General features: G+C 59.5%; 16 protein-coding genes and 1 pseudogene. 10 read left to right on the plus strand and 7 right to left on the minus strand.

The window, feature by feature from the left end; translation table 11 throughout:
- Window positions 1-17 precede the first annotated feature (17 nt).
- The gene (locus ACM42_RS11445; protein WP_271528034.1) at window positions 18-1,349 is read right to left on the minus strand and encodes a recombinase family protein; all 1,332 of its coding nucleotides are present in this window, start codon (window positions 1,347-1,349) and stop codon (window positions 18-20) included.
- Window positions 1,350-2,272: 923 nt separating this feature from the next.
- Between ACM42_RS11445 and ACM42_RS11450 the strand changes: the two genes are divergently transcribed.
- Both ACM42_RS11450 and ACM42_RS11455 read left to right on the plus strand, forming a co-directional pair.
- Window positions 2,273-2,794, plus strand: a complete 522-nt coding sequence (locus tag ACM42_RS11450; protein WP_271528035.1) for an ATP-binding cassette domain-containing protein — start codon at window positions 2,273-2,275, stop codon at window positions 2,792-2,794.
- A 130-nt stretch (window positions 2,795-2,924) separates the two neighbouring features.
- Window positions 2,925-4,417, plus strand: a pseudogene (locus ACM42_RS11455) (CoA-acylating methylmalonate-semialdehyde dehydrogenase).
- Window positions 4,418-4,601: 184 nt separating this feature from the next.
- On the opposite strand, the gene ACM42_RS11460 reads toward ACM42_RS11455, so the two are convergent.
- A complete protein-coding gene (locus ACM42_RS11460; RefSeq protein WP_271528036.1) occupies window positions 4,602-5,498 on the minus strand; it encodes a LysR substrate-binding domain-containing protein in 897 nt (298 codons plus the stop codon).
- 110 nt (window positions 5,499-5,608) lie between these two features.
- Here ACM42_RS11460 and ACM42_RS11465 point away from each other — a divergent pair, with 110 nt between their 5' ends.
- The 5 genes from ACM42_RS11465 to ACM42_RS11485 all read left to right on the plus strand — a co-directional run bounded on the left by ACM42_RS11465 (window position 5,609) and on the right by ACM42_RS11485 (window position 11,320).
- Entirely contained in the window at window positions 5,609-6,358 is a 750-nt protein-coding gene (locus tag ACM42_RS11465) for an SDR family NAD(P)-dependent oxidoreductase (protein ID WP_128948180.1), read from the plus strand.
- A 22-nt stretch (window positions 6,359-6,380) separates the two neighbouring features.
- Window positions 6,381-7,220 (plus strand): transketolase, encoded by an 840-nt coding sequence (locus ACM42_RS11470; RefSeq protein ID WP_271528037.1) that lies wholly within the window; start codon window positions 6,381-6,383, stop codon window positions 7,218-7,220.
- On the plus strand, window positions 7,217-8,227 hold the full coding sequence (locus ACM42_RS11475; protein WP_271528038.1) for a transketolase family protein: 1,011 nt from the start codon (window positions 7,217-7,219) through the stop codon (window positions 8,225-8,227). The genes ACM42_RS11470 and ACM42_RS11475 overlap by 4 nt, the downstream gene beginning before the upstream one ends.
- A 178-nt stretch (window positions 8,228-8,405) precedes the next feature.
- Window positions 8,406-9,431 (plus strand): TRAP transporter substrate-binding protein, encoded by a 1,026-nt coding sequence (locus ACM42_RS11480; RefSeq protein WP_271528039.1) that lies wholly within the window; start codon window positions 8,406-8,408, stop codon window positions 9,429-9,431.
- A 35-nt stretch (window positions 9,432-9,466) separates the two neighbouring features.
- Window positions 9,467-11,320, plus strand: a complete 1,854-nt coding sequence (locus ACM42_RS11485; RefSeq protein WP_271528128.1) for a TRAP transporter large permease — start codon at window positions 9,467-9,469, stop codon at window positions 11,318-11,320.
- 45 nt (window positions 11,321-11,365) lie between these two features.
- On the opposite strand, the gene ACM42_RS11490 is transcribed toward ACM42_RS11485, so the two are convergent.
- The 5 genes from ACM42_RS11490 to ACM42_RS11510 form a co-directional block, all read right to left on the minus strand.
- Complete coding sequence (locus ACM42_RS11490; protein ID WP_271528040.1) at window positions 11,366-12,256, minus strand: SMP-30/gluconolactonase/LRE family protein; 891 nt, start codon at window positions 12,254-12,256, stop codon at window positions 11,366-11,368.
- Window positions 12,257-12,287: 31 nt separating this feature from the next.
- On the minus strand, window positions 12,288-13,391 hold the full coding sequence (locus ACM42_RS11495; protein WP_271528041.1) for an ABC transporter ATP-binding protein: 1,104 nt from the start codon (window positions 13,389-13,391) through the stop codon (window positions 12,288-12,290).
- A 10-nt stretch (window positions 13,392-13,401) separates the two neighbouring features.
- Window positions 13,402-14,241 (minus strand): carbohydrate ABC transporter permease, encoded by an 840-nt coding sequence (locus ACM42_RS11500; RefSeq protein WP_271528042.1) that lies wholly within the window; start codon window positions 14,239-14,241, stop codon window positions 13,402-13,404.
- Window positions 14,238-15,161 (minus strand): carbohydrate ABC transporter permease, encoded by a 924-nt coding sequence (locus ACM42_RS11505; RefSeq protein ID WP_271528043.1) that lies wholly within the window; start codon window positions 15,159-15,161, stop codon window positions 14,238-14,240. The genes ACM42_RS11500 and ACM42_RS11505 overlap by 4 nt, the downstream gene beginning before the upstream one ends.
- Window positions 15,162-15,223: 62 nt before the next feature.
- Window positions 15,224-16,660: an ABC transporter substrate-binding protein gene (locus tag ACM42_RS11510; protein ID WP_128948171.1), complete on the minus strand. Its 1,437-nt coding sequence runs from the start codon at window positions 16,658-16,660 to the stop codon at window positions 15,224-15,226.
- A 2,323-nt stretch (window positions 16,661-18,983) separates the two neighbouring features.
- On the opposite strand from ACM42_RS11510, the gene ACM42_RS11515 reads away from it, so the two are divergent.
- The 3 genes from ACM42_RS11515 to ACM42_RS11525 are packed head-to-tail and all read left to right on the plus strand — an operon-like array spanning window position 18,984 to window position 22,782.
- Window positions 18,984-19,184: a hypothetical protein gene (locus tag ACM42_RS11515; RefSeq protein ID WP_128948168.1), complete on the plus strand. Its 201-nt coding sequence runs from the start codon at window positions 18,984-18,986 to the stop codon at window positions 19,182-19,184.
- Window positions 19,181-21,124, plus strand: a complete 1,944-nt coding sequence (locus tag ACM42_RS11520) for an ATP-dependent nuclease (protein ID WP_271528044.1) — start codon at window positions 19,181-19,183, stop codon at window positions 21,122-21,124. The genes ACM42_RS11515 and ACM42_RS11520 overlap by 4 nt, the downstream gene beginning before the upstream one ends.
- The gene (locus ACM42_RS11525) at window positions 21,121-22,782 is read left to right on the plus strand and encodes an ATP-dependent helicase (protein WP_271528045.1); all 1,662 of its coding nucleotides are present in this window, start codon (window positions 21,121-21,123) and stop codon (window positions 22,780-22,782) included. The genes ACM42_RS11520 and ACM42_RS11525 overlap by 4 nt, the downstream gene beginning before the upstream one ends.
- Window positions 22,783-22,796: the final 14 nt, after the last annotated feature.

Below are 22,796 nucleotides of genomic sequence, written 5' to 3' on the forward strand. Positions count from 1 at the left end.
GACAATCTTGCCCGCCGTCAGGCAGAAACTCCACTTACCGCCCTGTCCAGATTTCCGGAGCCAGCTCTGTTGACCGATCCATTCACGCGCAAGTAACCCGCCCGAGAGACGGTTCGGCCGCCGGCCTTTTTGATGACGGTGGCAATTTGCGAGCCCAGCTTGGCCTTTTGCTCGGCCCACAGCGGACGCGACTCAAGGAATTCATAGTTTCGCTTGGGAGTGTAGCCGATTAGCCGGTACACGTTCATCATACTGCCGAAGTGAGTTTGATAGGTGGAGGCGCAGGGAAGGCCTACCGTGCTGGCGATGATAGCAGAGCTCAGACGTCCTTCCTTGACCAGCGTTTTGCGTAGTCGGGCAAGCATCTCCTCTTCATTGAGGTCGACACGCCGCTCCTCAATGATGTTCTTTGCTTTTAGGAAGGTGTCGCGTTCAATGATCGGCTCGATACATCCCTCGCTGGTGATCCAAAGCTCGGGAGGATTGCAGGTGGACTTCCGCCGTAGCTTACGTGATCGACGGTTAAACGTCATGTTCCCAATGTAGTTCTCGTTTCTAAGCACCGTGTTAACAGCTGCACGCGTCCACCGACGTCTTGTGCTCGTGAGTATCTCCTTCCGGTTTAGCTCCCGCGCGATAATCGCTTCCGACTTTACTTGCAGAAATCGCTCGAAGATCCACTTCACCACGGCTACTTCGGCGGGGATGCCAGGTCGCAGTCGGACGTGATCAGTCGCGAGGTACTTCTGATCGCCGTTCTTCAGCACGCCGCGAGACTGCTGACTCTGGTCGACAAGCTCTCGCAGAAGAGCATAACCAGGGCGACCTCCGAGCTTGAAGCCAAGTCGAGCGAACCGGCATTGCGCGGCGTGAACCTTTGTCGAAAGCTCACGACTGTACTCCGCTGCCATTACGCGCTTGATGTTCTTGATGATGCTGGAGAGCAGGCTGCCATCATTATCAAATTGCTCAGCACAATACACGATATTGATGCCTGCCTGTTTGCAGACGAATTCGTAGTACGCGCTCTCGTCAACGTCCTGAAAGCGGCCCCAGCGGCTCACGTCATAAACCAGAATATGACCAAAATCGACTTCCCCTGTTTGAACGTCCTTGATGAGCTGGATAAGGCCGGCCCTGTTCTTGATGAGAAGGCCGCTCTCTCCCTCGTCGCGGTAGGTCCGTACAATCGTCAGGCTATGGGCGTGAGCGTATGCTGCAATCACAGCAGCCTGATTCTGAATCGAGTATTGCTGCCGTTGTGTCGACATGCGAACGTATTGTGCCGCTCTCTGATCGAGCTGTGATCGTGCCGGACGAGCCTTATAAATGTCGAGGGCGTTCGCCATTATTCTCGCTCCCCCAAGGTTACACAGCTGCAAATCAAACATCTCTCGGATCTTTTCAGCAAGAATTAATTCGATTCAAAACGAGGGTGCTCTGGCCGTCGATTCACTTGTGCGACCGCCTCTCTTCGTAGTGCGCGTCCCAAGGAGCGTGTTCGAAACCCTCTACAATGCCGAAGGATGGTGACCGCGCGAGGGGCAAAAGTAGCTTGCCTTCGGCGTTGCGTGCCTTGGGGTGTTTTGCGATGCTGCCGAAGCTTTGCGGAAGGGCAAGGCCATCGAAGGATCGGGGCAGTCGAAAGGCCGCTTTCGGCGTCGTGAAGAGCAGAGGATGGCAGCCTTAAACGTCATTGGCCATCACCATCCCGACTATTTGTCCGACTATTTCACCCGCGTTCGTTGCATTTCCATCAGGTTGTTTCTTGTGCAAAACTGGTTCGCTTAGAGGGAGCTGAATTGACCACGTTCTGCAAGTAGAACGCTCATGAGGACAGCGGTCGAGGGCGCGGCGCCATTTCCGAGTCGAGGATTAGTCGACCATCGAGACGCCCGTCCAGCCGCTTTACGTATTCTGAAGCTTCCTCCATATGCGCCTTCATGAGCGCGCGCACGCGCTCGCTGCTGACGCCTGCCGAAGTAGCCACAAGTTCCATGAAGTGCGCCGATTCGCCGACGACGTGACGGTGTTGCGTCGAGGCGCGTCGGCCCCGTCGCCGATTTGACTGATGACGCTCTGGCAGAAGCTATGATCGGAGAGCCCGTCAGCAAGATGGTGCAGCACGCGCCGAAATCACCGCCGAAGTCCGATATTATCCTCGCCATCAGCGACCTCCGCGTGAACGGCGACAATGGTCTTCCCTCTCGCTCGAGGTGCGGGCAGGCGAGATTGTCGGGATTGCCGGGGTATCCGGAAATGGTCAGTTGGAGTGGTCGAGGCCCTGATGGGGCAGCGGGATCGCAGCGGTAAAATGACCGTCTCCGGCTCGCCGTTCAACGGAACGCGACAGGAAATCGCCCGCCTCGGCGTCTATGGACTGCCGCAAGAGCCCCTGAAGAACGCCTGCATCGATCGCATGTCGCTGGCCGAGAACCTTGCCCTGCGCAATTTCGATCGGGTGCCGCTCTGCCGTGGTATCGCAATGAACTACGGCGCGCTCGCAGAGCAGGCCGAGAGGCTGGTCGCACAATTTCGTGTCAAGGCTCCTGGCCTGAACGCAAGCATGAGCGCGCTATCCGGTGGCAATGTTCAACGCGCCGTGCTGGCGCGAGAGCTCACCCAGGACGTTCGATTGCTGGTCGCGTCAAATCCGACGTTCGGCCTTGATTCGCAGCGTGCGAAGAAACGTACCGCCGGATCGTCGAGGCACGGAACGGCGGAGCCGCAGTGCTGCTCATCTCGGAGGATCTGGACGAGTTGCTTGGCTTGGTCGACAGGGTCCTCGTCATGAGCGCGGGTCGCATCGTCCATGAAGTGTCAGCCGAGGGCGCCGACAAGCGCGTGATCGGCAAATACATGGCGGGAATGAAAGCGGCCTGACTCGAGGTGCGCGTCGGATCAGAATCTAGAAGGAGACGTTCGTGGTCACGCAGATCAATCATTTCATCGATGGCAAGCAGGTCCCGGGTAGCACCGAACGAAGCTCGCCAGTCTTCAACCCGGCAACGGGCGAGCAGACGGGCCGTGTTGTGGCCGCCAACGCGGCCGTGGTGGCGGACGCGGTATCTGCCGCGAACAGGGCGGCACAGGGTTGGGCCGACACGACGCCTTTACGGCGTGCACGCGTCCTCAATCGCTTTCTGCGGATCCTCGAGGATCGCGCAGGTCAGCTTGCCGACGTGATCGTCGCCGAGCACGGCAAGGTTCACTCCGACGCTCTGGGCGAAGTTCAGCGCGGAATGGAGGTGGTCGAGTTTGCCACGGCCGCTCCGCAGCTCCTCAAGGGCGAACTTACGGAGAATGTAGGTACCCGCGTCGACAGCTATTCTACTCGACAGCCGCTCGGTGTCGTCGCCGGAATCACGCCCTTCAATTTCCCGGTCATGGTTCCGATGTGGATGTTCCCGGTCGCTCTCGCCTGCGGCAATGCGTTCATTTTGAAGCCATCTGAGCGCGACCCGTCGGCGTCGCTCATCATGGCGGAGTGGCTGAAGGAAGCCGATCTGCCGGACGGTGTGTTCAACGTGGTGCAAGGCGACAAGGAAGCTGTCGATGCGCTGTTGCATCACCCGGATGTTTCGGCGATCAGCTTCGTGGGCTCCACACCGATCGCGCAGTACATTTATTCGACCGCCGCGAACACCGGGAAGCGCTGCCAGGCGCGCGGTGGAGCCAAGAACCACATGATCGTGATGCCCGATGCCGACATGGATCAGGCGGTCGACGCGTTGATGGGAGATGCCTACGGCTCCGCCGGCGAACGCTGCATGGCGATCTCGGTTGCTGGTCGGGGAGGGCACCGCGGACAAGCTGATTTCCGCGCTCGAACCCAAGGTCCGAGGCCCGAAGCTGGCCGGGTACCGACCGCAAAGCGGAGATGGGGCCCCTTGTCACGAAGCAGCACCTGGAGAAGGTCCGGAGCTACATCGATGCCGGCGTCGCAGAGGGCGCAAGATTGTTGGTCGACGGACGTAAGTTCTGGATGCAGGGTTATGAGAATGGTTTCTTCGTGGGTGGAACCCTGTTCGATCATGTGAAACCGGAGATGAAGATCTACAAGGAAGAGATCTTCGGACCCGTGCTGTCAGTCGTACGAGCACCGGACTACGCGACGGCGGCGCGCCTGATCAATGAACACGAATTCGGCGATGGCGCCTCGATCTTCACACGTGATGGCGATGCCGCGCGCGAATTCGCCCATCAGATCAAAGTCGGAATGGTCGGCATCAACGTTCCAATTCCGGTGCCGATGGCCTTTCACTCGTTCGGTGGATGGAAGGCCTCGATTTTCGGCGACCACCACATGCACGGTCCGGAGGGCATTCGCTTCAATACGCGAATGAAGACGGTCACCAGCCGCTGGCCAACCGGAATACGAGCCGGTGCCGAATTCGTCATGCCGACAATGTCGTAGGAGAAATGCCATCGAGTCTTTGGATTGCCGCTTCCTCCCTGACTACGAGGGCCTCTCTGGCCCTCGCTTCTTTTCAGGCAATTAGATCCGATGCAGCCTTGGTAGCACATTCCTGCCACTAAGAGCCGGATGGATGGAGCAGGCTCTGGACTTGTTTGGGTATGGTATTGCGACAGAGCTGCGCTCACCGCGAGGAGCGAACGTCTCCACCACCGAGTTGTGCCACAACCCAATCTGCAAAAGCTCGTACCGCCGATCTTTGCCGGCCTGCGCGCGGGTAGATTAGGCGGTGGCCGACGTAGCTGATATCGTTTGCGCGCCCCGCCAATGGAGCCACCAATCGCCCGCTCGCCAACTCGCGTTCCGCTAGAAGCGTCGATTCCAGCGCTACTCCCAAACCCTCCGCGGCTGTCGCGATCGCGAGAAAGCTACGATCGAACCTCATGCCGTGGAGCGCAGGGGCTTCCAATCCGTTCGCCGTGAACCATTGGTGCCATTGAACCTGCTTGACATCCGAGCGGATGAGCGTCTGCTCCATGAGATCGGCCGGTCTTCTTATCGACTTCGCGAGAGCTGGGGAGCAGAGGGGGGTGACCGTCTCCTCCGGCAGAGGAATAATCTCGACACCTTCAGCGCGCGGCGGACCGTAGACGATGTCGATGTCAAAGTCGTCATTGCTGAAACGCGCGTAGTCCGTGTTTGCAGCCAGGCGGACTTCGAGCTTCGGATAAGCGGCAAGAAACTGTGCAAGCCGGGGTGCCAACCATTGCGCGGCAAAGCTCGGGGCTGAGTGGACGCGCACCAATTGCGGTCCGCGCGCGGCAACTTCTTCAAGGCCGCGGCGGAGCTGATCGAATGCCGCTCCCGTGTGGCGCATCAGATTCTCGCCGGCTGGCGTGAGCCGCACGGATCGCGCACTGCGCTCGAAGAGAACCGTGCGAAGCGTGCCCTCCAGCTTGCGGATGGCATGACTGACCGCACTCGGCGTCAGGTGAAGCTCATTCGCCGCATCGCGAAACGATCCAGTGCGGGCAGCAGCTTCAAAAGCGCGAATTGCCGATATCGGAACATTGGACAGCATCCTATAAGTGAACCAGATTCATCGATCCGTGACAACTGTGCGCTTGTCCGTTGCGCGTCCGCGGTTCATTCCTTGCCGTGCAAAGGAAAAACAATTCGCGGGAGGAACTGATGCTGCTCAGCGGCAAGACTGCCATCATTTCGGGCGCGGCCTCGCCGCGCGGCATCGGGCTTGCCACGGCACGGCGGTTCGCTGCCGAGGGAGCTCGGGTCGCCATTCTGGACATCGATGCGGACGCTGCTGTGGATGCTGCAGCATCGCTTGGAAGATCCCACATCGGCCTTGGGTCCGACGTCGCCGACAAGTCGTCCTGCGAGCAGGCTGTTGCCCGGGTGATCGAATCCTTCGGCAGCATCGATATTCTGATCAACAATGCTGGTATCACTCAACCGGTGAAGCTCCTGGAAATTACGGCGGCCGACTGGGATCGCATTCAGGATGTCAATCTGAAAGGTGTTCTTTTCCTCTCCCAGGCCGTGATCCCGCACATGCGTGCGCGCAAGTCCGGATCGATCGCCTGCATGTCCTCGGTTTCGGCCCAGCGCGGCGGCGGAATCTTTGGCGGCCCGCATTATTCGGCGGCCAAGGCTGGCGTGCTCGGTCTCGCAAAGGCGATGGCCCGTGAGTTCGGCCCGGACGGCATCCGCGTCAATTGCGTGACGCCGGGCCTGATCGGCACCGATATCACCGCGGGCAAGCTGACCGACGAGATGAGGGCGAAGATCCTGGAAGGCATTCCGCTCAATCGCCTCGGCACGGCAGACGACGTCGCCGGCATTTACACTTTCCTGGCCTCGGATCTCTCCGCCTACGTGACTGGTGCCGTGATCGACGTCAACGGCGGCATGCTCATCCACTGAGCGCAAGACAAGGTCCAGATCGATGGAAACGCTGACCAACACGCCCAAGCTGGCGGATCGCGCCTACAACATTCGCCGCAATGCGCTGCGCATGGGCGAGGTCCAGGGCCAGGGCTATATCGCACAGGCGCTGGACATCTCGGACGTCCTCGCCGTGGCCTATTTCCACGCCATGCGCTACCGGCCGGAAGATCCCTCCTGGGAAGACCGCGACCGCTTCCTACTCTCAAACGGGCACTACGCCATCGCCCTCTATGCGGCTTTGATCGAGGCGGGTATCGTCCCCGAGGAAGAACTCGAAACCTATGGTAGCGACGAGAGCCGCCTGCCGATGTCAGGCATGGCCTCCTACACGCCCGGAATGGAAATGTCGGGCGGCTCGCTCGGGCTTGGGCTCAGCATCGCCGTCGGCATGAGCCTGGGGCTCAAGCGCAAGAAATCCGAGGCGAGGGTTTATACGCTGTTCTCGGACGGCGAGCTGGACGAAGGCTCGGTCTGGGAAGCCATCCAGTCGGCGGGCCACTACAAGCTCGACAATCTGATCGGCATCGTCGACGTCAACAATCAGCAGGCCGACGGTCCTTCGACGCAGGTGATGGCGTTCGAGCCGCTGGTCGAGAAGCTTCAGGCCTTCGGCTGGTTCGTACAGCGCGTCGATGGCAACGATCTCGATGCCGTGGTTGCTGCGTTCGATGTCGCCAAGTCTCATCCCGCGCCCAAGCCGCGGATCATCATCGCCGACACGCTGATGGGCAAGGGCGTTCCTTTCCTGGAGCAGCGCGAGAAGAACCATTTCATCCGCGTCGAGCAGCACGAATGGCAGCTCGCGTTGGCCGCGCTGGAAGCCGGGAGGCAAGCATGAAGAGCGTCAGATCAGCACCCCAGCCGGGCAAGCCGCGCCTGACGACCTCGGCCATGATCGCCTCGATCGCGTCCGAGGGACAGAAAACGAAACCGGCGCCGTTTGGACACGCGCTCGTCGAGCTCGCGCGCAGCCGTCCCGATGTGGTCGGCATGACGGCCGATCTCGGCAAATACACCGACCTGCACATCTTCGCGAAGGAATTTCCGGACCGCTATTATCAGATGGGCATGGCCGAGCAGCTTCTGTTCGGCGCCGCTTCGGGCCTCGCCGCGGAAGGCTTCATGCCGTTCGCGACCACCTATGCCGTGTTCGCCTCACGGCGCGCCTACGACTTCATTCACCAGACGATCGCGGAGGAAGACCGCAACGTGAAGATCGTCTGCGCACTGCCCGGCCTGACTTCGGGCTATGGCCCGAGCCACCAGGCCGCGGAGGATCTCGCATTATTTCGTGCGATGCCGAACATGACAGTCATCGATCCCTGCGATGCTCATGAAATCGAGCAGCTGGTGCCCGCCATCGCGGCGCATCAGGGGCCGGTTTACATGCGCCTGCTGCGTGGTCAGGTGCCCGTCGTGCTGGACGAATATGACTACAAGTTCGAGCTCGGCAGGGCTAAGCTGATCCGTGACGGGAAGGACGTGCTGATCATCTCATCCGGCATCATGACCATGCGTGCGCTCGAGGCCGTGCAAACTCTGAAGAACGATCGCGTCGATGCTGCGGTGCTCCACGTTCCGACCATTAAGCCGCTCGACGGCGAGACTATACTGCGTGAAGCCGGCAAATCAGGCCGCCTGGTCGTCGTCGCCGAAAACCACACCACAATCGGCGGACTTGGCGAGGCGATTGCCGCACTCCTGATGCGTTCAGGCGTTCATCCGCCCTTCCGCCAGATTGCATTGCCGGACGAGTTTCTTGACGCTGGCGCATTACCGACACTGCACGACCGGTACGGCATTTCCACCGCTAAGGTCGCAAGGCAGATCAAGCTGTGGCTCTAGCGCACCGGCGCTAAGCGCCAATCAGGCCAAGCCCGAGTGAAGAGTTGCGTCCGCTGCATGATGCGGCGGGCGAGCGATGGCTCTTGCCCGAATGCGGCTGTCGAAGAGCCCGGAAAGCTGAAAACCAGCGCAGGCTGATGCAGCCGGCACAACGTCAATACAGGATCAGGAGGAAAACATGACTGTCTCGAAGTCCGGACGCATCAGCCGCCGTTCGCTGTTGCTGGCGGCCAGTACCGTACCTCTCTGCGGGATTCTGACCCGCCCGGTATCTGCCGCCGAATTCGTCTACAAGTTCGCGACCGGACAGGATCCGACCCATCCGGTGAATATCCGGGCGCAAGAGGCGATCGACCGTATCCGCGAAGCGACCAGCGGCCGGCTGGAGATCAGGCTGTTTCCGGCCAATCAGCTCGGCTCCGACACCGAGCTTCTGACCCAGGTTCGCAGCGGTGGCGTCGAGTTCTTCAATCAGTCGTCCTCGATCCTTGCCACCCTGGTACCTAGCGCGGGCATCGTGAATACCGGCTTCGCGTTTGCCGACTACGACAGCGTATGGAAGGCCATGGATGGCGATCTCGGCACCTATATCCGGGCGCAGATTGCCAAGACACCGATCATGGCGGTGTCGAAAGCCTGGGACAACGGCTTCCGCCAGGTGACCTCGTCCGGCCGCGAGGTGCGCACGCCGGATGATCTGAAGAATTTCCAGATCCGTGTTCCGCCCGCGCCGCTGCTGACCTCGCTGTTCAAGGCCCTCGGCGCCGGACCGACGCCGATCAACTTCAATGAGGTCTATTCCGCGTTGCAGACCAAGGTCGTCGACGGCCAGGAGAACCCGCTACCAATCATTGCGACCGCGCGTCTTTATGAAGTCCAGAGCACGTGCAGCCTGACGGGGCACGTCTGGGACGGCTACTGGATCCTCGGCAACAAGCGCGCCTTCGAGCGCCTGCCCAAGGACGTGCAGGGGATCGTGGCACGCGAGCTTGACCGCTCCGCCATCGATCAGCGCGCCGACATCGCAAAGCTCAGCCAGTCCCTGCGCACTGACCTCTCGGCCAAGGGTCTCAAATTCATCGACGTCGATCGCGCCGCCTTCCGTCAGGCCTTGTCTAAAACCAGCTTCTACGCCGACTGGAAAGCCAAGTTTGGCGAGGAGGCATGGTCCCAGCTCGAAAAAGCGGCGGGCCAGCTATCATGACCAGCATGAGCCATACGCCCCATGTCGATGCCGGTATGGCGGCCGGCGCGTCGCAGGCAGGCCGGCTCAGTTGGGTGATAACGGCGAACACGGCGCTTGGTCATGTCGTCGCGGTCCCGGCAGCACTGCTCGTGCTGGCGGAGATTGCGGTGCTGTCAGCCGGCATCGTGGGTCGATACGTGTTCCGCTCGCCGATCATCTGGTCCGACGAACTCGCGGGCATTCTCTTCCTCTGGCTCGCCATGTTCGGTTCCGTGATTGCGTTCCAGCGCGGCGAGCACATGCGGATGACCGCCATCGTCGGTGTTCTCGGTGTTCAGGTTCGTGCATTTCTGGACGTCGTCGCGGCTGCGGCGTCACTTGCATTTCTCGTCCTCGTCGTCTGGCCCGCCTATGAATTCGCCGCAGACGAGGCATTCGTCACCACGCCGGCGCTCGAGATCGTCAATAGCTGGCGTGCGGCCGCTTTGCCGATCGGGATCGGATTGATGCTGATCGCAGCGGTCCTCCGGCTCATCCGCATCGCGAGCCTGCGCAGCCTGCTGGCGTCCTTGGCGATCGTTGCGGGCATCATCGCGACGTTCGTTCTGCTGGCGCCGGTCTTGAATCCGCTCGGCAATCTAAATCTTCTGATTTTCTTCGTTGTCGTGGTTGGCGCCATGGTCTTCGCGGCCGTGCCGATCGCGTTCGCGTTCGGCCTGGCCACGGTCGGCTATCTCACCCTGACAACCAGCACCCCCGACGTGGTGATGATCGGACGAATGGATGAGGGCATGAGCCACCTGATCCTGCTTGCGGTGCCTCTCTTCGTCTTTCTCGGCCTTCTGATCGAGATGACGGGCATGGCGCGCGCCATGGTCAGCTTTCTGGCGAGCCTCTTAGGCCACGTACGCGGTGGATTGCACTACGTGCTGGTAGGGGCGATGTATCTGGTCTCTGGCATTTCCGGCTCCAAGGCGGCGGACATGGCTGCGGTAGCTCCGGTGTTGTTTCCCGAGATGCGGCAGCGGGGAGCCAAGCCAGGCGATCTGGTTGCGCTTCTCGCAGCAACCGGCGCGCAGACCGAGACGATTCCACCGTCACTGGTTCTAATCACGATCGGCTCGGTCACCGGCGTTTCGATCTCGGCCCTGTTCACCGGCGGCTTGCTTCCCGGCGTGGTGCTTGCCGTCATGCTCGCGGCCGTGGTGTGGTGGCGATACCGCCGCGAGGACCTGTCTCACGTCAAGCGGGCGACGGGACGGCAGATCGGCCGCGCGTTTGTCATCGCGATTCCGGCCATCGCGCTGCCATTCGTGATCCGGACCGCCGTCGTCGAAGGCGTCGCAACGGCAACGGAGGTCTCGACCATCGGCATCCTGTACTCAGCCTGTGCGGGTCTCTTCATCTATCGCCAGTTCGACTGGCGGCGCATCTATCCGATGCTGGTTGAGACGGCATCGCTGTCCGGGGCGATCCTGCTCATCATTGGCGCGGCGACGGGCATGGCCTGGGCGCTGACCCAGTCGGGATTTTCTGCCTCTCTTGCCAAGTTCATGACCAACCTTCCCGGCGGCGTGCCTGTGTTTCTCGCCGTCACAATCGTCACTTTCGTGATCCTGGGCAGCGTGCTGGAAGGGATTCCTGCCATCGTCTTGTTCGGTCCGCTTCTGTTCCCGATCGCGCGGCAGGTCGGGGTGCATGATGTTCACTACGCGATGGTCGTCGTCCTCGCCATGGGCATCGGCCTATTCGCGCCGCCGTTCGGCGTCGGCTACTACGCGGCTTGCGCAATCAGCCGCATCAATCCGGACGAGGGCATGAAGCCGATCGTGGGCTATATGATCGCGCTCCTGATCGGCACGCTGATCGTTGCCGCCTTGCCCTGGCTATCGATCGGCTTCCTTTGATAACGGGCGAGGCGCCCTCGCGGGAAACATCGCCAGGGCATCTCGTCAGGCGAATTTCGGCAGATGCAGCGGCAGGCCATCGCAGGCCATGTCAATCTCCTCGACCTGGCCCTTGCCGACCTCAGTGACGCGTAGCTTTCTGCCTTCGAGCGCAAACGCACAATTCGTCGGCTGCGGTCCGTCCAGGATCAGGCGACCGGCGACCTCACCCCGTCGGTCCAGCACCGTGACGTTCTTCTGGTTGTAGACCGTGCAATAGAGCCGGCCGTCGGTGCCGAAGGCCATCCCGTCCGGCCCTTTGAAATCGGGATTGGCGTCCGGTTGGAGGACGTTACTGAAAACCTCGCGCCTCGGCGATGACTCGCCGAGCACGTCATATCGATAGATTTCGCCGGTGAAGGACGCGTTGGCATAAAGGTGATTGTCGGGACCGAAAGCAATGCCGTTGGTAAAGCGAATCTTGCGATCGAGAACGCGCAGCACCTTCATCGCCGCCGGATCGATCTCATACACGCGGCCGTCCCAATCGAGGTCCATATAGCGAGCGACGAAGGCCTGGCCGTCGATAAAATCCTCGGCGGCCATGCCGGAATCGGTCATGTAGAGCAATCCGTTCGGGCCGAAGCAGAGGTCGTTCGGAAACAGAAAGCGCTCCGCGCCCTCGCCCTGCATGCGCCGGACCTCGTTTCCGTATTCGTCGATGCAGATCAGCGCCCGGAGGCCGGCTTCCGCGATCCAGATCCGGCCGTGGCCATCGGTCGTCAGTCCATTCGGACGGCCACCTGTCGTAAGGATCACGCGGCGATTGCCGCGGGGATCGAGCCGCGTGACGCAAAGGGTCGACGCGGACATCTCCGTGACATACATCGAACCGTCCGGCAGGCACACTGGACCCTCCGGCGCGCCAATTCCGGTTGCAAATAGTCTCGACGCCATTCATCCCTCCCGTTCTCGAATGTTACTCTCGTTAAGCGATGACCACACCGCTGACTGGATCGATCAGCACCACGCGATTGAGGTCGATGGCGAGATCGATCCGCTCGCCATGGCTGCTGACGTCATGGGCCTGCAGCTCGGCAACCGCATCCACGCCGCCGATCTTGATCGTGGTGAAGGTTCGGGTCCCTGTCGGCTGAATGAGATCGGCGACGGCCGAATAAGAAACCACCCCATTGCGGAGAGGTCCTCCGCCGACCCGACTGAAATGCTGGGGCCGAATGCCTACGAGAATCTCTCGCCCATGCGCTCCGGCCAGTGACATGGCCTTTGCGCTCGGAAGCTTCAGTTCACCGCCGGACTGAAACACCACGGCTGCGACGGGGCCGTCTGTCTTGAGGGTCGCCGGAATGAGATTGATCGAGGGAGAGCCGAGGAAGCCTGCCACGAACCCCGTACGGGGCTGCTCGAACAGCTCGAGAGGAGCCCCCTGCTGCTCGATCTTTCCGTCGCGCAGCAGCACGATGCGGTCGGCGAGCGTCATCGCCTCGATCTGGTCGTGGGTGACGTAGATCATCGTCGTCGTGATCTCGTGATGCAGGCGCTTGATCTCGGCCCGCATCTCGTCGCGCAGCTGAGCGTCGAGATTCGAGAGCGGCTCGTCGAACAGGAACAGGTCGGCCTTACGGACGATGGCGCGGCCGATGGCGACGCGCTGACGCTGTCCACCAGAGAGCTGCCGTGGATAGCGCTGGAGGAGATTGCCGATGCCGAGCATCTCGGCGGCTTCACTGACCCGCTTCCTGATTTCGATCTCTGGAGTCTTGCGGGCGCGCAGACCGAATGCGATGTTCTCGTTGACGGTCAAATAGGGATAGAGCGCATAATTTTGAAACACCATTGCGATGTTGCGCTCGCGCGGGCGCAGATCGTTGACCACTGCGCCGCCGATCGCGATCGCTCCGCTGTCGGGATCTTCAAGGCCGGCGATCGTCCGCAAGAGAGTACTCTTGCCACAGCCGGATGGCCCCACGAGCACGGCAAATTCGCCATCGGTGATGGTAAGATCCACCCCTCGAACCGCGTGCACGTTGCAGTAATATTTGTGCACGCCGGACAGCTTGACGTCAGCCACTCCAATCCCCCTAACCCTTGACAGCGCCCAGGGAGATGCCGCGCACGAGATAGCGCTGCATTATCGAGACGGCGACGAAGATCGGCAATGTGCCCAAGACCGACATCGCTGCGATCTTCGCCCAGAAATTCGATTGTCCGCCGAAATAGTGCGTCAGCATAACCGGAAACGTGATGACCTCAGTGCGTGTGAGCACGAGTGCGAACAGAAGATCGTTCCACGCAAAGACAAAGGTGAAGACCGACGTTGCCATGAGCCCCGGGCGCACCATCGGGAAGACGACTTTCCAAATCACTTCCCATCGATTGAGGCCGTCGACGAGCGCGCTTTCCTCGAGCTCCAGCGGAACGTCGACGATGTAGCCGCGCATCATCCAGATCACGTAAGGGAGATTGAATGCCGTGTAGAGCAGGATCAGCCCGAAATAGCTGTCTACAAGGCCGAAATAGACGTAGATCAGGAAGATCGGGAAGACGACCGCGATCGGTGGGATCATGCGCTGGGAGATGATCCACATCGCGAGGTTCTCGCCACCCGTGCCGAACCGGGCGAGGCTGTAGGCGCAGAGCGTCCCGAGAACGATTGCGATGCCGGAGCTGACGCCGGCGACGATCAGGCTGTTCAGGATCGCCAGGACATCGCCATCTCTAAACAGGACGTAATAGTTTGAGAACTGGATCTGCCCGGGAATCCACAAGGGCGGGACGTGATAGATCTCGTCCGGTGTCTTGAACGAAATCATGAACAACCAATAGACGGGAAACAGGAACAGCAGGGTCACGATGCCGGCGCCGAGATAGCGAAGCGCCAGGATGCGGGCTTTTCTCGCCGGAAGCTTGCTGACCCTCATCGCGCAAGCTCCATGCGCTTGAGGACGAGGGTGGTGATGACCGTGAGCAGCGCGATCACCAGGAAGGAGATCGCGGCCGTGTAGCTGGTCTCGAATTGCGAGAAACCCTGCACATAGGTGTAGAGCGAGATGGTCTCGGTCATCGACCCCGGCCCGCCTTCGGTTAGGGTCCAGATGATGTCAAAGATGCGAACAAGGTCCAGGCCTCGTATCAGGCAGGCGACGGCTATCACGGGCGCGATCGCCGGCAGAACGATCGCGCGAAGCACGCGCAGGTATGATGCGCCATCGATCTCCGCGGCCTCGAGCTGCGACGGATCTACATTCGACAGCGCAGCGAGCAGCAACAGGAACATGAACGGAGACCACTGCCAGACCTCGCAGATGATGATCGCGGGATAGACGTAGGCGGGATTGACCGTCCACAGAATCCGGACCGGTTCACCGGCGATGAAGCTCAGAATCTGACCAATCGGACCGAAGCGGACGTCGAACATCAAACGCCACGTCGCTCCCGCGACGATCGGAGATATCACCGTTGGGAGCACCAGCAGCGCGAGGAAGATCTGTCGACCGGGCATGCGGTCGATGAAAAGCTGCGCCATCAGGAAGCCGATCAACAGCTCCAAGGGGAGGGCGATCGCGGTGATGATGGCAGTATGACCAAGCGAGGCCCAGAGGCGGGTATCCCTGAACAGCTCCGCATAGTTCAAGAGCCCAACGAAGGTGGTGTCGTTCTCGGTCATCGTGATGCGCTGGAAGCTCACGATCAGCGAGCAGATCAGCGGAAACAGGCCGACCAGGAGAAGGATCAGAATGGCCGGCGCAACGATGAGATAGGGCAGGCGGTCCTCGAGCATGCGCCCGAGCCGGCTCGGGCGGCGTTGCTCGGCACCATTGAGACTTGCGGAAAGCGTCATTGTCAGTCCAGGAAAAGGTGTCGCACGGGAGGGTGATGCTTCCCGTGCTGTACCCAGGGCAGCTATCGCGGATAGGCGCCGGGCTTGGCTGCCCAGACCTTGTAGACGGCCTTTTGATTGTCGACGCCGACCTTCTCGGTGATGGCATCGAATTGCTGCGCCATGCGGTCGAGAATGGCCTTTGGGTCTTCGCCCGCCCAGAGGCTCGAGATCGCCTTGGTCATCGCCTCGTCGTACTTGTCCTGTTGCAGCAAGGAGAGATCGAGCAGGCCCTTCTCGCCCGACGTCTTGATGGTGTCGAGATAGGCTGGAGCATCGGGCCAGAGCGCACGGTATTTCTCGCTCGCGTAGTGCGAGAGGCGGAACGGATCGCGCAGCGTATAGGGCAGCTGGACGCGCTCGAGGCTGGTCTTCTTGCTGTTCAGCCACTGGATGAAGAGATAGGCAGCCTCCTTGTTCTTGCTGGTGGCCGAGACCGACAAGTCGAAGCCGACGCCAAGCTCGGGACGGCCGAGAGGGGTGAGCGCATAACCGACCTTGCCGGCGACCTGCGATTTCGGCACCCACTTCAGCGCTTCTTCGCCTGAGCCGTAGCCCGCGGCCCACCTTCCGTAAGGTGGCCAGGAGATCGTCATCGCGGTCGTGCCCTGGAGGAATGCCGCGAGATTGTCGACGAAATTCCACTGCTCGACGCCAGGCGGCATGAACTTGTTCTCCGCGAGCATCTGCTTGAACACTTTGAGACCGACCTCGCCATTTACTGTCGCCTTCATGGTGTCCGCATTGAAGAACTTGCCGCCTTCCATGCGGAAGCGCTCCTGAAACATGTAATGCGGGTAGGGCGCGGTGCGGAAGAAGCCGGCGCCGTAAACCTTCGGTGCCATCTTGTCCGTGATGAACTGGCCGATCTCGTCGAACTGTTTCCAGTCCTTTGGCGGGGCCAGCTCATAGCCGAACTTGGCCTTGAACTCGTCCTTCATCTTCGGATCGTCGAAGATATCCTTCCGGTAATAGAGCAACATCACGTCGCCATCGTCCGGGAAGCCGTAGATCTTCCCGTCATACTGCATCTGGTTGTCGCGATAGGCGGCCGCGATGTCCTGCAACTCGTCGCGATAACCGAACTTGTCGACATATTTGTCGAGCGGCTCGAGCGCTCCTGCACGCGCAAGGTCGGGCATCCAGGATGGAATGACGTTCAGCGCGTCATACGCTCCGGCGCCCGATTTAAAATCCTGCATGATCTTGGTGAACATCTGGTCGGTCGGCACCTCGACCACCTTCACCTTAATGCCGGTGAGCTTCTCCCATTGTGGGCCCGAATAGTTCAGGGGATCGAGCGACTGCAGGCCGGCCTCCCAGACGATGCTGATGGTCGTGCCCGCGTACTTCTTCGCGGCCTCGACCGCAGTGTCGGCCGCATCTTTGTCGCCAGCCGACGCCGAGGTACCAGCGAGCGCTAAGACAGCGACTGCGCCGAGAAATGTCCTAAACTTCATCCTTCCTCCTCCTCTCCTGAGCGTCCGGAGGCCGGTAACGGGCTTCGGAGCGCTTCTCACGTCATCCCAGGCCGGTCAGCCAACCGCAGGCACCAAGCGGCCGTGCCGGCCATCGGCAGGCGCCGGAAAGAAAATTCATCCATGTCAAGGATTGGCCGCCCAGGCATTGCCAGGCGAGGTTCGCCGCCTCCAGCTCGAATGAGCGTCGGTCGGCTTTGCAGCAGGTGTCCTCCCCAAAAGAGCTCAAGAGCTTTGATTTTGGGGCTAGTCTGCGTTGAGGCGGAACCGGCCGACAAATGAGAACTTTGCAATCATCGGTGAGCCGTATTCACCTGTGTGGGCAGCTTTCTCCTTTAAGGTCATTAGCCCGATCACCGACACGCGCCATGCTTGCCGACGGCCACCAGCCCAAATCTGGCCAGCCATGACAGTTTGGCGGCCGGATACAGTTGGATTTTTCGCCGTAAGCCGTTAATCTCCATGATGGAATTTTGGCCCAGTTGAAAAAGGTGTCGCGAATTTCTGGTTCAGGACACTAGCCGCTCGGAGCATCGAGCTTATTGGACTCGCCGTTGAACCGCGTGCGCCACCTAGAGAGAGCCGGTTTGCCAAGCCGCGAACGAACTTGGTCACGGCTTGCGTGCGAGTTTCGCGAATCGCGGACAGAGAGTTCGAGCCGCGAGGTACGTGCAGAATTGGCCGACGTATCGTCCGCTCCAATGGAATCCCGACGCCGCGATTTTTTGGGCAGGAGGCCCGCCAGCTTGTGCGCCTCGTATGGTGGTGACTTGGTCCTTACAGAGTGGGCTGCAGGCGGCGACGAAACTGGCTGCCTAGACGTAGCAGCGGGCGGTCCCAACCTTGCGCAGGCCCTCGCGCGTCGCCCAAAGTCGCTGCTGTCGGGGCGCGCGGCTCGAGCCAAATCCTTCGGCTAAGGCACATTGACGGGGGGCATCAACGCGGTCGGGCGAGGCACGAAACCGTCCTGGTGCCGGCTGCGTGCCGCCAACATAATTGAAAACGCCACAAGGATGATCAGAAGTCCACGCATTCCAAAAAATTACCCTAGACCTGTCGCGCAATTATGAAATGGCTCACGTCGGCTGCCTGGAGTGCCTGCGACCGATTTGCCCCGAGGGCGAGCTCCTCAGGTTTGAAATTCTCAAAAATGGATGGTCTCCCTCTTCGCCCTAAAACGGCGAACCAGCAGACGTTCACGCTGGAAAGTTGCGCTGTTTCAGCGCAACAGCAGAAATAGTGCGTCGATTTCGAATAATGGATTATCGGCTCACCGGTCGCACCGCGCAAGACCGCAACTAAGCACACCTATGCTGCACTCGAGGGCCTTCATCTAAGGCCGGCATGCAATTTATGCTTGGCGCCTCGCCGATACTGATCTCGTTGTCGGGCCTGTTTGATTTGCATGACCATTTTGATCGACTAAGGTTCAACTGGAGTGTAGGTCCTTTCAGTTGTATATGACGCACGAATAAAGCAATGGGGGTGGGTGGGCATGCTTAGAATATCTATACTGGCGGGTGGTTTGTTGACTTGGTCCATTGGTGCGGCGCAGGCGCAATACCTCGGTACTGGCTCTAACCCAAGCAGCCACAGCGTCTCGGGATATACTCGTAGCAACGGGACCTATGTGCAGCCGTACACGGCTACGAATCCGAATAGCACCCAGCGCGACAATTACGGCACCAGCGGCAACTATAATCCGAACAATGGCTCATTTGGCCATCGGTCAGCGCGCTACTGAATGAGGTCGGCCGAATGTCAAAGTCAACGCGCAACACCGGTAAGCCTTGGACGTCCGAGGACGTCAAGCAGCTCAAAGAACTGGCGAAGGGGAACACGCCGACACGCGTGATCGGGATAAAGCTCGGCCGTACGGAGGCTGCGGTCTACGGGAAAGCTTCATCTGAGGGTATTTCTCTCAGTCCCACCAACCAGAGTCCCTACAATCGCAGGAAGTAACGGGTATTTCGGCCCCGCTCCGATCGGGATGTGCGCGTGCCCCGGCAAATGAGTTAACTCAAGGAGCTGGTCGTCTGCACGACTTATTTACCGCGTGCATCCTGTAGGGGACGACGCTTTCAAACCAGGTAAGAAGATGATCGCCTCGCCTGGCAAAATGATTTGGTGTCATCTTGTCAGATTGATATGGAAATTGAGCCACGCATCCATCGGAACGGTATTTGCCAACTTGCTCCGGTGAGGTGAAGCCTATCTTTTGATGTTTGGTAAGGGATTGCGTGTCGGTGAAGTGCTTTTCGTCGTGTCATCCATCGGTGACGGACGATGACGAGGGCGACGTTAGATGATGCCCGCCGACGCTTTGAACCAGCTCTGCTCGCTCACCTTGATCGTCATCCGCCAGTTGGCGCACCGAGCGTATATGCAAGGTGCCATCGGTTCAGCCACAGAAGGAATCGACCAGGCCAAGCAACGCTGGTCTAACAGTTCTCCGAAGGTCGTCGGGGAGCGAATCGATGGTAAAAGTAGTTGGGGGAAAATATGAAGTTGGTTCGCTTGCGCCTAAGCAACTTTAGGTCGTTTAGCGCGGACTGTACCGAGCTTGAACTTGACGATCTGACGTTCTTGCTTGGGCCCAATGGCACAGGGAAGACCGCCATTCTCCAAGCCCTCGCTAGGATGTTCAGCCTCGACCCCGCGCAGCGCAAGGTGAAGAAGTCTGACTTCCATATTCCTCACGACGAGAAGCCGGAGCACAAGCCCGCACAGCGAGAGCTATGGATAGAAGCTGATTTTGAATTCCCCGAGCTCTTAGGCAAGAACGGCGGCAAAGAAGCACCCGCCGTTCCTGGCAATTTTGCCCATATGCAGTTGACCGGGGTCAAAGGGCCGGCACAGGTGCGGTTCCGACTGAAGGCCAATATCGATCAGGATGACGACATCGAAGAGAGTTTTACGTTCGTCATAAAGGTGGACGGCGATGGACATCCCGTCGAGGAGGGGCGCGTAGCAAAGCACGATCGAAATGCCATCCAAGTCCACTACCTTCCTGCCCGCCGCGATCCAGCGGACCACATCTCCTATTCAGCCAATGCGCTGCTTGGACGGGCATTGCGTTCGGCGAACTGGGCTGCGCAGCGGGAAAAAGTCTCAGATCTCACGGTACAGATCAACTCGACGTTGGCGGGAAACGGAGCCATCGAGGGCATAACAAGTGTTTTGTCGGCCAAGTGGACCAACTTGCACAAGGGCAACTACTTCGTAGACCCGTCGATTTCGTTCGCTCGTAGCGAGCTGGAAAACCTTTTGCGCCATCTGAGCATTGGTTTCGCGCCCGGCCACGGAGAGGAATTGGTCGACTTCTCAAGGCTCAGCGATGGGCAACAATCGATTTTATATCTGTCGATCGTCCTTGGCATGCATGACATCGGCACCAAGGCGCTCAGGGGAGAGCTGACCGATGCATTCGACATCGATAAGCTGCGACCGGCCATCTTCACTCTAATCGCGATAGAAGAGCCCGAGAATAGCCTGTCGCCGCACTATTTAGGACGCGTGGTCAGGGCGTTGCGGGAGTTCGCCCAAGATCAAGATGCACAGGCATTACTTGCTACGCACTCCCCTTCGCTGATGCGACGCGTTCCTCCGGAAAATATTAGGTACATGCGGCTGAGCTCGCAGCGTACAACGGTCGTTAAGCGAATCGACCTGCCTGACGACGAAGAGGCCCTCAAGTTTGTCCGCGAGGGCGTTCAAGCGTTTCCAGAGCTCTATTTCTCGCGTTTCGTCGTTTTGGGAGAAGGTGACAGCGAGGAGGTGGTCCTGCCTCGTCTCTTGGCTGCAAAAGGAATTCTCGCGGACGACGCATCCATCTCGGTCGTTCCGCTGGGAGGGCGACACGTCAATCACTTCTGGCGCCTGCTGCACGGGCTCGGGATACCCCATGTCACGTTATTGGACCTGGATCTCGCGCGGCATCAGGGTGGGTGGGGGCGCATGAAATATGCGGCGAAGCAACTGCTCGCGTACAGCGACGTCGCCAAGATCGACTTGAAAGAGGCGCAGGTGAAATCCATTCCGAAATGGGACGACGATCAGGGCCTGATGGTGAAAGATGATGGATGGTTTGCTCGTCTTGAGGAGCACGGCGTATTCTATTCCTCACCGCTCGATCTCGATTTTCTCATGATGACTGCCTACCCAAAGGCATATCGCGTTGCTGATGATGAGCTGGAGGAGCCAGACGAGGATGCTCTCAAAGCGGTGCTCGGCAAAAAACACGATGTGGTAGGAAACCAATACACCGATGAGCAACTGAAGTACTTCGATGCGTATAATTCGCGCTTTAAGCTTGGCAGCAAGCCGGCATGGCACATTCGCGCCATGGCGAATCTAGCAGATCAAGAACTGTTGGATGCGATGCCCAAGGTGCTCGAACGCTTGTTCAAGCGCATCCGTAAGGACCTAAAGGCCTTGCCCGAATGATCAGAGCTGACCGATGGGCGCCGACTGACAATCTCAAGCTCGAACCAAACGCTCTTGCTGCCGCGACCGAGATTGAACGAAGCCTGGCGCTGACCGCTGGACCGGGGGCCGGTAAGACGGAAATGCTCGCTCAGCGGGCCGACTTCCTTCTGCGCACTGGGACCTGTCGCTACCCCAAACGCATTCTGGCCATTTCCTTCAAGGTCGATGCGAGCCATAACCTGAAGGCGCGGGTGCGGAAACGCTGCGGCTCCGAATTGGCCGCGAGGTTTGACAGCCACACGTTCCATGCTTTCGCAAAGCGCATTATTGATCGCTTTCGGTTGGCGCTGACTGGCCGTGACGCTCTCGATCCCGATTACAGCATCGGTCCAGCCCGCATCCGCGGGCAGTCAATTACGTTTGGCGACATGGTTCCGTTAGCACTAACGATCCTTGGATCGAGTGAAATCGCGAGAAATGCCATTCGGCAGACATACAGCCATGTCTTCCTCGATGAGTTCCAGGACTGTACAAAAGACCAGTATAAACTGATTACGGCCTGCTTCCTGGGCACGGGTGCCAAGCTCGTTGCTGTCGGAGACACCAAGCAAAAGATTATGGGCTGGGCCGGCGCGCTCGAAGGTATCTTCAAAACCTACGCGGCGGATTTCAATGCAAAGCCGCTGAACCTCTACCAGAATTTCAGGTCGACGCCGCGACTTCGTCGAATGCAGAATGCGATGGTCCGTGTCATGGACCCCGCTGCCGCGCTCGACGAAAAGGAATTGCAGGGCGATGACGGTGAGATCGAAATTCTTCGATTCAAAGATGCGGTCGAGGAAGCTTCATATCTGGCGGATGCGATCGGCGGATGGATAGAGAGCAAGGCCATTGAGCCCTCGGAGATCGCGGTACTCGTCAGCAAACAGCAGAACCTCTATTGCCAAAGCCTCCGGGCGGCGCTGGGAGCGCGGAGAGTTCCCTTTCGCGAGGAAGATCAGACCCAGGATATCGCCTCCGAGCCAATTGCCCGCTTGATAACCGATTTCCTTTCCGTGCTCTGCGGCAGTGCCAAGCCCGAGGTTCATCGCCGGCTCCTGGAAACTGTCGTTTACAATGAAGCCCTCGACGACGAACAGGAACACCGTGCCCGCTCCCGATGGGATAGATTCATCGCCGATGTTCGTCGCCGAAATACGACAAACCAACTGAAGACTAGCGACCGTGACACCTTAGCGGGGCTTGTGGACGAACTCATCGGAGTGGTCGGTCGGGACGGTATCGTGATCCTTTCAGCCGATTATGCCCAAGGCAACAGGCTAGACCAGCTGATTGAAAACACGATCGATCGAATCTCAGATTTGGTGAAAGATGGAACAGAGTTGTCTGCAGCGCTGGCCGCTTTCTCAGCTGATCGGGCCGTCAGGATCATGTCCATCCACAAGAGTAAGGGGCTGGAGTTCGATAGCGTAATCATAATGGGCATCGAGAACGAGACGTTCTGGGGAAAGGTGGACGAGGAGCGCTCGACATACTTCGTCGGGATATCCCGCGCGAAGAAAAGGTTATTGCTCACCCTCTGCGACTATCGCGACAAGCCCCAGGGGGCCACGCGATGGTCTTCAGACCGTACAGCTCACGCGGAGTTTCTTGGATACGCGGAGAGCTACGCCTAGTCTTTGTCTCCTCA

The sequence above is a fragment of the Bradyrhizobium sp. CCBAU 25338 genome (genome assembly GCF_028128965.1).
In the GTDB taxonomy this organism is placed as follows: Bacteria; Pseudomonadota; Alphaproteobacteria; order Rhizobiales; family Xanthobacteraceae; genus Bradyrhizobium; species Bradyrhizobium liaoningense.